At 70.1% G+C, this 12,175-nt stretch carries 13 protein-coding genes, 1 tRNA gene and 1 pseudogene; 8 read left to right on the plus strand and 7 right to left on the minus strand.

What is annotated here, in order from left to right; genetic code table 11:
* Positions 1 to 56 precede the first annotated feature (56 nt).
* Positions 57 to 668 (minus strand): 5-formyltetrahydrofolate cyclo-ligase, encoded by a 612-nt coding sequence (locus tag V1460_RS04375; protein ID WP_338672240.1) that lies wholly within the window; start codon positions 666 to 668, stop codon positions 57 to 59.
* A 95-nt stretch (positions 669 to 763) separates the two neighbouring features.
* On the opposite strand from V1460_RS04375, the gene galU reads away from it, so the two are divergent.
* From galU to V1460_RS04410, 7 genes are all read left to right on the plus strand, one after another.
* A complete protein-coding gene (gene galU / locus V1460_RS04380) occupies positions 764 to 1,675 on the plus strand; it encodes a UTP--glucose-1-phosphate uridylyltransferase GalU (protein ID WP_338672241.1) in 912 nt (303 codons plus the stop codon).
* Between the two features lie 103 nt (positions 1,676 to 1,778).
* Positions 1,779 to 3,125: a gephyrin-like molybdotransferase Glp gene (glp, locus tag V1460_RS04385; protein WP_407077593.1), complete on the plus strand. Its 1,347-nt coding sequence runs from the start codon at positions 1,779 to 1,781 to the stop codon at positions 3,123 to 3,125.
* Positions 3,126 to 3,180: 55 nt separating this feature from the next.
* Positions 3,181 to 3,684, plus strand: a complete 504-nt coding sequence (moaC, locus tag V1460_RS04390) for a cyclic pyranopterin monophosphate synthase MoaC (RefSeq protein WP_338672243.1) — start codon at positions 3,181 to 3,183, stop codon at positions 3,682 to 3,684.
* On the plus strand, positions 3,681 to 4,208 hold the full coding sequence (locus tag V1460_RS04395) for a MogA/MoaB family molybdenum cofactor biosynthesis protein (protein ID WP_338672244.1): 528 nt from the start codon (positions 3,681 to 3,683) through the stop codon (positions 4,206 to 4,208). Before moaC ends, V1460_RS04395 begins: the two co-directional genes overlap by 4 nt.
* A gap of 17 nt (positions 4,209 to 4,225) precedes the next feature.
* Positions 4,226 to 4,831 carry a GNAT family protein gene (locus V1460_RS04400; protein WP_338672245.1) on the plus strand — a complete coding sequence of 202 codons (606 nt, stop codon included), beginning with the start codon at positions 4,226 to 4,228 and terminating at the stop codon, positions 4,829 to 4,831.
* Positions 4,832 to 4,973: 142 nt separating this feature from the next.
* Complete coding sequence (locus tag V1460_RS04405) at positions 4,974 to 6,002, plus strand: hypothetical protein (protein ID WP_338672246.1); 1,029 nt, start codon at positions 4,974 to 4,976, stop codon at positions 6,000 to 6,002.
* Between the two features lie 105 nt (positions 6,003 to 6,107).
* Positions 6,108 to 6,181 (plus strand) — tRNA-Ala (locus V1460_RS04410).
* Positions 6,182 to 6,411: 230 nt separating this feature from the next.
* Here V1460_RS04410 and V1460_RS04415 read toward each other — a convergent pair.
* The 6 genes from V1460_RS04415 to V1460_RS04440 all read right to left on the minus strand — a co-directional run bounded on the left by V1460_RS04415 (position 6,412) and on the right by V1460_RS04440 (position 11,894).
* The gene (locus V1460_RS04415) at positions 6,412 to 8,229 is read right to left on the minus strand and encodes a hypothetical protein (RefSeq protein ID WP_338672248.1); all 1,818 of its coding nucleotides are present in this window, start codon (positions 8,227 to 8,229) and stop codon (positions 6,412 to 6,414) included.
* Positions 8,229 to 8,933 (minus strand): hypothetical protein, encoded by a 705-nt coding sequence (locus V1460_RS04420; protein WP_338672250.1) that lies wholly within the window; start codon positions 8,931 to 8,933, stop codon positions 8,229 to 8,231. The genes V1460_RS04415 and V1460_RS04420 overlap by 1 nt, the downstream gene beginning before the upstream one ends.
* Before the next feature lie 36 nt (positions 8,934 to 8,969).
* Positions 8,970 to 10,202, minus strand: a complete 1,233-nt coding sequence (locus V1460_RS04425; protein WP_338672252.1) for a hypothetical protein — start codon at positions 10,200 to 10,202, stop codon at positions 8,970 to 8,972.
* Complete coding sequence (locus tag V1460_RS04430) at positions 10,202 to 10,909, minus strand: YwqG family protein (protein WP_338672254.1); 708 nt, start codon at positions 10,907 to 10,909, stop codon at positions 10,202 to 10,204. Before V1460_RS04430 ends, V1460_RS04425 begins: the two co-directional genes overlap by 1 nt.
* Positions 10,910 to 11,134: 225 nt before the next feature.
* Positions 11,135 to 11,623 carry a DUF4265 domain-containing protein gene (locus tag V1460_RS04435; RefSeq protein WP_338672257.1) on the minus strand — a complete coding sequence of 163 codons (489 nt, stop codon included), beginning with the start codon at positions 11,621 to 11,623 and terminating at the stop codon, positions 11,135 to 11,137.
* A gap of 7 nt (positions 11,624 to 11,630) precedes the next feature.
* Complete coding sequence (locus V1460_RS04440; RefSeq protein ID WP_338672259.1) at positions 11,631 to 11,894, minus strand: hypothetical protein; 264 nt, start codon at positions 11,892 to 11,894, stop codon at positions 11,631 to 11,633.
* On the opposite strand from V1460_RS04440, the pseudogene V1460_RS04445 reads away from it, so the two are divergent.
* Positions 11,863 to 12,024: pseudogene (locus V1460_RS04445) on the plus strand (nitrilase); the annotation flags it as partial. The gene V1460_RS04440 and the pseudogene V1460_RS04445 overlap by 32 nt on opposite strands.
* Positions 12,025 to 12,175: the final 151 nt, after the last annotated feature.

Below are 12,175 nucleotides of genomic sequence, written 5' to 3' on the forward strand. Positions count from 1 at the left end.
GACGGACCGCCCGGGCGGCCTGGGCATGTGAGGTGCCGCCCGGGCCGGCCGGCACCTCACGCCGCGAACCGGCGGACGCCCTGTGGTGTCACCACCGCGTGTACGGGGTGGTCGTGCGGTTCCTCCGGGACCCGGGCGACCACCTCGTTCGGGTAAAGGAGCACGACGAGGGCGGGGTGCGTGGACGCGGCTTCGAGCCGTTCCAGGACGCGGTCGTACGAGCCCCCGCCGCGGCCGAGTCGCATGCCCCGCTCGTCGACCGCGAGCCCCGGCAGCAGTACGGCGTCCGCCTCCCGGACGGCCCCCGGCCCGAGCCGAGGCCCGTCCGGCTCCAGCAGCCCGCGCCCGGCGGGTGCCAGTCGGTCGCCGCCCCGGTACTCCGCCCAGTCGAGGTCGTTGTCGGCCAGCAGTACGGGGAGCAGTACCCGTACCCCCCGAGTGCGCAGCGCGTCGATCAGCGCGCGGGTTCCAGGCTCGCGCCCCACTGACACGTAGGCGGCCACGGTTCGGGCAGAGGTGAGCTCAGGGAGTTCGAGCGCGTGCCGGGCGAGAGCCGCGGCGGCTTCCCCCGTTTCCTCGGGGGTCAGTCCGCGCCGTGCGTCGAGCAGTTCGCGCCGCAAGGAGCTCTTGGTGCCCTTTTCGGGCAGATCGGATGAATCGCCTTCCATGGTGGCCTCGCAAACCTCAGTCAATACGCCTTTATGAGGGGAAAGTTATCGGGACGCCCATCCTGCTTCCAAGGTCACCGGATAGGGTGCTTCACATGACTGAGTCGCACAGGAACAGCTCCAGGATCAGCAAGGCTGTCATCCCCGCGGCAGGCCTGGGGACACGGTTCCTGCCCGCGACAAAGGCCACTCCCAAGGAGATGCTGCCGGTAGTCGACAAGCCCGCCATCCAGTACGTCGTCGAGGAGGCGGTGGAGGCCGGCCTCTCGGACATCCTCATGGTCACCGGCCGAAACAAGCGGCCCCTTGAGGACCACTTCGACCGCAACTACGAGCTGGAGGAGGCGCTGCGCCGCAAGGGCGACGCCCAGCGTCTCGGCAGGGTGCAGGAGTCCAGCGACCTCGCCACCATGCACTATGTGCGCCAAGGCGACCCCAGGGGCCTCGGCCACGCCGTGCTGTGTGCGGCGCCGCACGTGGGGGACCAGCCCTTCGCCGTGCTCCTGGGCGACGACCTGATCGACCCGCGCGACCCGCTGCTGTCCCACATGGTGGAAGTCCAGGAGCGCGAGGGCGGCAGTGTCATCGCCCTCATGGAGGTCGAGCCGTCCCAGATCGGGCTCTACGGCTGCGCCGCCATCGAGTCCACCGGAGACGACGACGTGGTCCGGGTGACCGGACTGGTGGAGAAGCCCGACCCGGCCGAGGCGCCGAGCAACTACGCGATCATCGGCCGCTATGTGCTCGACCCCGCCATCTTCGAGATACTCCGGCAGACCAAGCCGGGTCGCGGCGGCGAGATCCAGCTGACCGACGCACTCCAGAAGCTCGCTTTCGACGAGAAGCTCGGCGGTCCTGTGCACGGTGTCGTCTTCAGGGGCCGCCGCTACGACACCGGAGACCGTGGCGACTACCTGCGTGCCATTGTCAGACTCGCGTGCGAACGTGAGGACCTGGGACCGGACTTCCGGGCCTGGCTTCGCCGTTACGTCACCGAGGAGATGTAGCACTTTGAGCAGTACGGCAACGCCGTCAGCCGGCCAGGGTGGCGCCCCCAAGGACCGTACGGGAGCGCCCGCGGGCGCGGGGGACGCGAGCGCGGTGTGGTCGGTGGACGAGCACCTGAAGGACATCCTCGCCACGATCCGCCCGCTCGATCCCATCGAGTTGCAACTGCTCGATGCCCAGGGCTGCGTCCTGGTCGATGACATCACCGTGCCCGTCGATCTGCCGCCCTTCGACAACAGCTCGATGGACGGATACGCGGTGCGGGTGGCCGATATCGCGGGTGCCGGCGAGGATTTCCCCGCCGTCCTCACGGTCATCGGCGATGTCGCGGCGGGCAGCGACGGGCTCAGCGGCGGTGGCGAAGTGGGGCCTGGGCAGGCCGCCCGCATCATGACCGGTGCGCCACTCCCGCCCGGTGCCGAGACCGTCGTACCGGTCGAGTGGACCGACGGAGGCACCGGCGAAGGAGCCGCCACCGCCATGCGCCCGGCCGGGCACGCTCCGGAAGGCGCCGGTGGCGAGGTCAGGATCCACCGGTCGGTCGGCCCCAGGGCGCATGTCCGGGCCCGCGGCAGCGATGTGCGATCCGGTGCCCTCGCCCTGCCGGCAGGCACGGTGCTCGGCCCTCCGCAGATCGGTCTGCTCGCCGCGATCGGCCGAGGCGCCGTCCGGGTGCGCCCGCGGCCACGTGTGGTCGTGCTCTCCACCGGCAGTGAGCTGGTGCAGCCGGGGGAGGAGCTGGCCGAAGCCAAGGTCTACGACTCGAACAGCTTTGCGCTCACCGCGGCGGCCAGGGATGCGGGTGCCATCGCCTATCGCGTCGGAGCGGTGACCGACGACGCGGACGAATTGCGCGCCACCATCGAGGACCAACTGGTCCGCGCTGATCTGATGGTCACCACGGGCGGGGTCAGTGTCGGCGCGTATGACGTCGTCAAGGAGGCGCTGTCGACGCTCGGCGACGCGACGCCCGGCCGGACCGCCGACGCGGACGGGCCGGCCGACGCGGATGAGCACGGTACGGACCATCGGCACACGGGAGTGAGTTTCCGCAGGCTCGCCATGCAGCCCGGTAAACCGCAGGGCTTCGGTTCGATCGGCCCCGACCGCACCCCACTGCTGGCGCTGCCGGGCAATCCGGTGTCGTCGTATGTGTCCTTCGAACTGTTCGTACGCCCGGCCATTCGCACCCTGATGGGCCTGGACGACATCCACCGCCCGCGGGTGCGGGCCGAGCTGCGCGCGGACAAGGCACTGTCCTCCCCCGCCGGCAAGCGCCAGTTCCTGCGGGGCGCCTACGATGCGGAGAAGGGCACCGTCACCCCGGTCGGCGGCAGCGGATCCCATCTGGTCGCGGCCCTCGCTCAGGCCGACTCGCTCATCGTGGTCCCCGAGGCCGTCACCTCCGTCGAGCCGGGCACGGAGACGGAGGTAGTGCTGCTCGGCTGAGCGCCGCATCGTGGCGGTACGGTGTCTCACCACACAGCGACCGGGAGCCACAGCAATGAGCGCGCAGCAAGGACTCACCCACATCGACGAGGCGGGGGCGGCCCGCATGGTCGACGTCTCCGAGAAGGCCGTCACCGCGCGCACCGCTCGCGCAAGCGGCCGGGTCCTCGTGGCGCCGCACGTCGTGGAGCTGCTGCGCGGTGAGGGCGTACCCAAGGGCGACGCCCTGGCCACCGCCCGAATCGCGGGCATCATGGGAGCCAAGCGCACCCCCGAGCTGATTCCGCTGTGCCATCCGCTGGCGCTCTCCGGCGTGAAGCTGGACCTTTCGGTGGCCGATGATGCCGTGGAGATCCGGGTGACCGTGAAGACGACGGACCGGACGGGTGTCGAGATGGAGGCCCTGACCGCGGTCTCGGTGGCGGCGCTGACCGTGGTGGACATGGTGAAGGCCGTGGACAAGGCGGCCGTCATCACCGATGTCAGGGTCGAGGAGAAGACGGGAGGCAAGTCGGGCGACTGGTCGCGCCCGGAGGCCGCTGAGGAGGACGGGCGGTGAGCGCCGATCCCCGCCCCGGCAGGCGCGCACTGGTCGTGACAGCGTCGAACCGCGCCTCCGCCGGTGTGTACGAGGACAGGGGTGGTCCGCTGCTCGCCGAGGGCCTCGCTGCGATGGGCTTCGCGGTCGACGGCCCCACGGTCGTCCCCGACGGCGACCCGGTCGAGGCGGCCCTGCGCGAAGGTGTCGCGGCGGCGTACGACGTCATCCTCACCACCGGCGGCACGGGCGTCTCCCCCACCGACCGAACCCCCGACGCCACCCGCCGGGTGCTCGACTACGAGATCCCCGGCATCCCCGAGGCGATCCGCGCCCAGGGACTGGCCAAGGTCCCCACGGCGGCGCTCTCCCGCGGCATCGCCGGTGTCGCGGGCGGCAGGACCCTGATCGTCAATCTGCCGGGCTCGACGGGCGGAGTACGGGACGGGCTCGACGTCCTCGCCCGGATCCTGCCGCACGCCGTGGACCAGATCCACGGCGGTGACCACGCGAGAACCTCGGGCCGTTCCGGGAGCTCGCTCTGAACACCCATACCTGGCCCGTGGTCCTGACGGACGGTGATGTCACCCTCCGCCCGATAAAGCTGCGCGACCAACGGGCCTGGCGCGAGGTGAACCAGCGCAACAGGGACTGGCTGCGCCCCTGGGAGGCGACGATCCCGCCCCCCGCGCCAGGCGCGCCGATGGCACAGCGCCCCACCTACCGACAGATGGTCCGTCATCTGCGGTCCGAGGCCCACTCCGGCCGGATGCTGCCCTTCGTGGTCGAGTACCGGGGTCGGCTGGTCGGGCAGCTGACGGTGGCCGGGATCACCTGGGGCTCGATGTGCTCGGGGCATGTCGGCTACTGGGTGGACCGCGACGTCGCCGGCCGGGGGGTGATGCCGACGGCCGTGGCGCTCGCTGTCGACCACTGCTTCCGCGGCATCGGGCTGCACCGTATCGAGGTCTGTATTCGGCCCGAGAACGTGCCGAGCCGCAGGGTCGTGGAGAAACTCGGATTCCGCGAAGAGGGACTGCGGCCCCGCTATCTGCATATCGACGGCGCGTGGCGGGACCATCTGGTCTTCGCCCTCACGGCCGAGGAGGTGCCGGAGGGGCTGCTGCGCCGCTGGCACCGGGGACGTATGAGTCACCGCGAGAAATAAAAAACTTGTTCGAATTTATGGGCCACTCGATCGTCATGCGATCTGAAGAATCACAAAAAAAGTCAGTGATATCAGCCAGATCGTGCGACACACCGGGCCAATTGGCCGATGCCGTCGCGCGAACCCCTCTACGGTGAGAGGCGTGAGCAGCAGCGGCCTCATTTACGCAGTCATCGTCGGGGCCTGGGCCGCCTACTTGGTGCCCATGTGGCTCCGCAGGCAGGACGAGCTCAACGAGGCACGTCCTACGGAACGCTTCAGCACGGCCATCCGGCTCCTGTCCGGGCGGGCGGGAATGGAGCGTCGATACGCCAAGGAGCTGCGCGATCGCCCCGCGGAGGAGGATGAGGCGACCACCGACGCCGAACCGGACGCCGGGACGGACCCACTGAGTTCCGTCGACGTCCGGTCCTTCGCCGCGCCCCCGGCCCGCACCGAGGCACGCATCCAGCCTCCGGCACGTGGCCCGCGCCCCAGCGGGACGGCCGCGGCACGGGCCCGGCGTTCGAAGGCCCTCGCGCGTCGTCGGCGCACCACGGTGCTGCTCTTCCTCGCCTTCACCATCGGCGCGATCGTCGCGGCGGTCGGCGGACTCGGCTTCCTCTGGGCGCCCGCCGCTCCGGCGATCCTGCTCAGCGCCTACATCGCCCATCTGCGGGCCCAGGAGCGTCGCCGGTACGTCTACGTCATGGACCGCCGGCGTGCCGAGGCAGCCGCGCAGCGTCTGCGCGAGAAGGGCGCACGCCTCCGGCCCCCCGCGGCCGTGGAGGTGGACGAGCAGCCTGAGGAGCACCCCGTACCGGAGCCGGCTCTCAGGATCTCCCCGCAGGAGGCGGGCCGCCGGGCCCTGGTCGAGCAGACCGACCACGCCGAGTGGGTCGACCAGCAGCGCGACCCGGGCCCCGCCCGCGGAGACAGCTGGGACCCGGTGCCGGTGCCGCTCCCCACGTACGTGACCGCCCCCGTAGCCCCGCGTGCAGGCGGCGGAATCGACGTCACGGACCCGGACACCTGGAGCGCCTCCCGCTCCTCCACGGCCGATCCCACCCCCGCACCCGCCCCGCCCCGCCAGCGGACCACCCCAGCGACACGCCGCACCCGCGACCACGGCCGCACCCCCCTCTTCGACCAGTACGCCGACGACGACCGCCCCCGCGCGGCCAACGAGTGACCCTCACCGAGGGCCCGGCTACCTTGGGAACCGGGCCTCGGGTGACCAGCCAGGAACGGATTTCCAAGCACCCCGATCGGGGTGCTAAGGTTTCACTCGTTGCAAGGGCCTGTGGCGCAGACTGGTAGCGCACCTCGTTCGCATCGAGGGGGTCAGGGGTTCAAATCCCCTCAGGTCCACAACGGGCTGTTCACGAGTTAGCTCGTAGACGGTTCACGAGATCCCGTCCGATCACTTCGATCGGGCGGGATTTCGTCGTTTCTGGGCTCGTCGGGAGGTCTGCGTGCGGGTGGCGGGGTGGTGTGGCGAGCGTGTTGCGCGTGCTTACCTGTCTCCGGGCACGATGAAGCACGCCGATCGTGGTGATCGGCGTGCTTCCACGATGTGGGGTTGTTCCGCGCAGGCTCGGTCAGCGGGTGTGGGGCGGTGGCGGGCGTCCCGTGGGCAGGGCATGCGGCACATCGGGATCGGTGCGTGGCGGCAGGGGGCCGCTGGCGTCGAAGTCGACGGTGGTGAGTTCGTCGGGGCCGTCGCGTTCTGTGAGCCAGGTTTCCAGGAGGGTCAGGTTGGCGATCGTGAGCATGACGGCGAGGAGAAGTGCCTGGGTGACCTGGCCGGGGGCGGGCCGGTGTTTGGGGTTGCCGATGTCGAGTTTCCCGCTCTTGAAGCGCCCGTTGGCGCCTTCGTTGTGGCTGCGGATGGGCCGGTAGGCGTTGATCCACGATGTGTGCAGGTAGTGGACGTCCTGGCGGTACTTGGCCAGGCGCCAGTCGGCCGCTTCGGCGTCGGCGGGCACGGTGATGGAGCCCACGCAGCACACCTCGGGCAGCGTCCTCTTCGGCGGCGGCGCGAAGTGTTCGGCGTCGGGGATCTGGACGGTCGGGCGGGTCGCCGTGTGGGCGGTTCGAACCCGGGGCGTGGTGAGGTCGACGATCCGGGTGGGCATCGTGGCGGGGGTGCGGGGCCGCAGCCGGTCGCGGCGGGCGCAGTTGACCGAGGGGGACGGGCCGGCGGCCGGGCACTGGAGGCGGATCGCTCCCCGGGCGTCGGGTCCCTGCTTGAGCTTGAAGTGGTACGGCTCGCGGGCCTCGATCTTCTCGACAAGTGCGTCGCTGGGGGCGCGGATGGTGTCGTCGTCGGCGCTGTTGGTGGCGTCGATGAGCGGGGCGGGGGTGAGTGGGCACATGAGCGAGCCGTCGACGAGCGGGGCTCCGTGCCAGCTGCCCTGTCGTCCGCGTTCTTTGACCTTGTAGTCCAGGGCGAGCCGGTAGCCGAGTCGTCGGACGGGGGTCTGGAAGGTGGCGGCGGCGCAGTTGGTGTAGGCGCGGTCGGCGGCCAGGATGCCGGCGGGCAGGCCGAGTCCGGCCAGTTGGGTGAGGACGTTGACCGCGTTGGGGCCGGTGCGGACGGTGGGGGTGTCGAGCTCGAAGCCCAGGCACAGTTGTGGGTACGTCTTGGGCGGGTTGTCGTCGGTGTCGCGGTGGTGGGCGGCGATGGCCAGGGTGGCGCTGTAGCCGAAGGTCTTCTCTCCGGTGCCGCCCTTGGCGTGCCAGCCTGCGGTGATCTCGACGGAGGCGGTGCCGCGCCAGGGGCTGTCGTGGCGAGCGATCACGGGGACGCCGGTGGCGTCGATGCCGACGTCGCCGTTCCAGCCACACAGGTGCCCGCGCTGCTGAGCCATGCGGAGGGTGGGCAGGACCAGGCGGTTGACCAGGTGCTGAAGGCGGTCGGCGGCGGCGCGGCTCTCAGGGGTCTTCCACAGTGCGACGTGGAAGTCGGCGTGCCGCAGGGGCAGTCGGGAGCGGCGGTCGTGGCGCACCGGATCCAGCGCGGTGGTGATGGCGTCCAGGCCCCGGTAGAGGCGCCTGCTGGTGGCAATGCGCTGGTAGGGGCCCTTGGGCGGATGTTCGGGAATGTCCAGCCACGAGCGGGCCCGGGGCTCCAGACTGTAGTGCAGACATCGCCATGCGTCGGTGACGGTGGCGCGGCCGGTGTAGTAGACCGACAGCAGCAGTCCGGCCAGCACCACACGGGGGCGGATCCCCTTGGGGCCGGGCCGGTCCCCCAAGAGCTCTTCCAACTCCTGGGGAACACCCGAGCGGTCCAGAAGGGTCAGCAGCTGGCCCACCTTGGAGCTGGGGATCCTCATCGCCCCGCTCAGTGGCGGCTTGGGGCGCAGCAACCGGATCCGTGCGTCCGCATCGCCCAGGTCCTGCTGACGCCGCATCACGGGCGCGAGCTCCGCAGGAGGTCGGCCGCCTGTTCAGGGGAGAGCGGGGGGACCCAGTGGAAGTAGGGGCCCAGGGCTGCTGCCGAGCCCATTCCCACCGCTTGTGCGATCAGCACGGGGTCGATGCGCTGCCGCAGCAGGCTCACGATCCAGGTGGTCCGCAGCCGACGTGCCTCAAGTCGGGGCAGCCCCGCGTGCGGGCGGTGCCGGAGCGACCACGAACTGACCAGGTTCTTCGCGGCCTCGGCCTTCCTTCCCGGGCGGAACAGGAAGGCATTTTCGGCCAGTTCGCCGAGTTCGGCGAGGGTTTCTTCCCACTCCGCGCGGCAGGCCACCAGCCGGTTCAGCCATGGCGTGTCGACCAGCACCACACCTTGCGGCAGGGCGCGCAGATCGCGGCCGCGTACCGCGCGGAGCTCGCCGGGGGCCAGTCCGCACCCGGCGGCCATAGCCGTCAGGGCGAGACCGTCCAGCCGGGCCCTGCCCGGTAGCAGTTCGACCCACCGGCGCAGAGCCGCCAGCTCGTGCTCCTCGTACGGGGGCCGGGGCGAACGGTCGGCTTTGATCCGGATCGGCGGGGCCTCGCCCCGCTGAACCCACACCACCGCTTCCCGCGTACGGCGAAGCCAGGAACGGCACGACTGGATGGTGCCTCCGGGCCGGCCGGCCAGCCCGGACAGGACGAACCGGTCGATGGTCACTCCGCTTGCTGACAGGAAACGGTCACTGGCCGGCTGTCAGCGGTTATGTTCCTCTCTGATCCCTGGCCCCACGTCTTCGAGGACGAGATCCGGAAGGATGGACATGCCTAGATTCTGAAGATCCACGTTCGGGCTGGCGGCCTTCTCGGCAACGCTCGGCCGCCAGGAAGCCAGCCGGTCCAGTGCAGCTACCGAGCCTTCCCGGTCCCCACTGAGCAGTGCTGCCACGAGCGCCACGATGTCGGCGCGGGAGCTGCCTGCCGGAGCCGGGAACGCGGCCAGATCCGAGAGTACGCACTGGTCATGGACGCCACAGAGCGCCGTGAGGGCTGCGAGCGCGAACTGAACTGCATCTCTCTCGTCGCCCCGGCGGGACCACAGCCTGGGTAGCTCCCTGCCAATGGCGCGCCGTGTCAGGTACTCGGCAGCGGACTCCTCCCAGATGCCCCCGAGCGCGGTGATGCGGTCGGCGAGGGAGACTGCTGCCGCCGGCCCCGAAGCCGCGAACCGCAACAGGTCGCAGAGCAGAACCAATTGGCTGCCAGGAGCGATGTCGTTGTCGCAGATCAGCTCTGTGAGGAAGGGAACTGCCTCGACCGTGGTGTCGGTGCAGGTGCCCTGGTGAGCGACGGCATCCGCGAGATCGCCGAGGAATTCGCCAGTCGTCCCGTAGGGCTCGCCGAACGCGAACTCTTCATCGAGCAGCCAGGACACGGCATCCGGCGCGTCCTCCGCGCTGCCGTACATGCGCTCTGCGACCGCCACCACGGCCTGGACCACCGTTGCGGGCGCACCGACTCCGCCGCACTTCCACGGCGGGCCGGCCGGAGGAGATGCGGGATCTTCGGGCAGAGGAACGGGAGGGGTGACCTCGGCACCGGCTTGCTCATGGACCAGGCCGTCCCGTGTGAAGACGCCTTCCAGGGTCGCGGCATGCCCCTCGCTGCCTCCCTGCTGAAAACCGCCGTGGGCACGGGCCACTTGCGCCACCCGAATCCGTTCACTCCGAAGGAACGGCTCGAGAACCATGCGTTCGTGCCCGCTGTAGACGGCCAACGAGGAGACCTGCCACCACCCTTCCAACTCGGGATCCATCGATGGCTTGCCGTACCAGAAGCTCGACGGGACGAACCGGAAGTGATCGTGGACCCGTACTGCCGTCAGACGGTGACCCATCCCGGCCAGTTCGGCGGCGGCAGCCCGCGCAGCATCCTCATCCGGCAGGCTCAGCGTGTACTGGACTCCCCAGGCGGGAGGGATCGCGGCCATCAGCTGCACTGCCAGGTGAACATCGCCCGCTCGAAGCGCCGCTCGGCCAGGTCCTCCGGGCGGATCAGCCAATACAGGGCTCCGGCATCGCCCCACATCATGTCCGCGGCGTCCTCGCTGTCGAATTGCGCCAGCAGCACCCAGTTGCCCGCCTCCTCGGACAGCCGAGCGTCGTCCCAGGACACCTCACCGTCCAGGACCGCCTCCGCGATCTCGATCTCCACCGGGTTCTGCACCGAGTGAGCGTGGCCGCCGATCTGGTGCCCTACCTCGTTGTCGAGGTCCCACAGCGCGTCCAGGAACTCTTGCGAGCAGACGGGATGGTCGTAGCGGTTCCCAAGAGGGGCACCTGGAGCGAAGGCAGCGCGGACGGACGGATGCCAGGGCATGGTCGCCGTCATCTCCTCCCGGGCGGTCAGCGACACCATCGGATACGGCTTCAGCCCGGCAGGCGCCCCACGCTCCGCCACCTCCTCGTCGGCCGTCACGTAGAGCACACGGGCGCCCACCCAGCTCTCCTGGTCCTCGGTCAGAACGAGGGCCTCGCCGTCGTCCAGCTGACCGTCGAAGTAGAAGAACAGCAGCGTTCCCGCCTCGGGCAGATCGATGTCCAACGCGGCCCTCGGCAGACGCGCGCAGTCGATCGAGGCGACGAAGGAGAGCGGCCCATGCCCCTCCCACTCAGGCCACTCCGCGATGGCCGGCAAGGTGGGGAGGCCGCCAAGTCGACCCACAGCGTCGTCAGTGCCAGTCGCTACCTCAAGACGCACGCCAGGGCGAAGCAGACCGAGCCACTTCTCGGCATCCTCGGGCGACAGGTGCTGCAAGGCGAGGGATCGAAGGGCCTCTCGGGAACCATATGTCATGCGCCCGATCATCCACGGCGCCGCTGACAGAGACCTCGGCGGCCCTCCGGCTGCACACGCGGCCGCTCAGTCCGTGGCCGTGGACCTCCAAGCAGCGGTAACGCACCCTTCTTCCCAATGCCACCAGCCCTCCGCCGCACCGTGTTCCAGAAGCTTTCGGATCCGCGGCAGGTCCGCCCCCGGCGGGACATCCAGTGCGACCATCCGGAATCTCTCGATGCCTTCGCCTGTCGTGCCGAGCTTGTGGAAGATCTCCAGAACGCTCTGCCGGGCTGCGGCTGATCCGCCGTCCTTGAGCACGATCAGCCGGATCGTGCAGTTCTCCGAAGGTCGGACCGTCTCTCCAGCCCAGCGGATGCCCTCATCGTCGATCTCAACCCGGATGATGTCGTCGCTGGCGACGCCACGGACGAACCATGGGGTGTTGTCCAGCCGCACGGTGCCGTCGCCGAGGTCCACGGCCCACAGGCTCTCTACGCTCGCCGGCGGCCAGCCGTCCTCGTCAATGTCCATCCGGAAGTGGACCTTCACGTGGTCGTCACTGATGTTCGTCACGGCGCCATCATCCACGCCACTTCCACGAGCCCGCGAGCCCATATTCGCCCATGCCGCTGGCGAACCGAGAGCTCACCGCGTCGACCACCGGAACGTCAGGCGCGATCCAACTGCCGAACCGGCCGCCGACCGCATTCTCGACGATCTCCCGGGCCTGACCCTCGTCTATGCCGTTGTAGGCGAGGAACCATCGCAGGACTTGCATGTAGTGCCCGTACCAGCCGCTCTCGGCCTGGGCGCGGTCGGCCACACTGGAAGGCGTCGCGCGCATCCGCACCGAGCCTGAAGCCGTCGCCGATGCCGTGGCGCGGTATGCGGAGAGATACGGCCGTACGCCGGGCCCCGACCCCGATCGCATACTCGTCGAGATCGCGCTGGACCGTGCCATGGGCAGCGTTTGAGGCGAGGAGCGGAGGGGACGAGGTGACCGCGAAGACGGCGAAGACGGCCACAGAGGTCCGGCGACTGCTGTGCGATCCGGCCGGCGGCTCGCCGGGTTCCGCTGCCCTGACCCGCACGGGGGCCGGCCCGGGTCCCTCCGCCAGGGCGGCC

This window comes from Streptomyces sp. SCSIO 30461 (assembly GCF_037023745.1).
Lineage (GTDB): Bacteria > Actinomycetota > Actinomycetes > Streptomycetales > Streptomycetaceae > Streptomyces.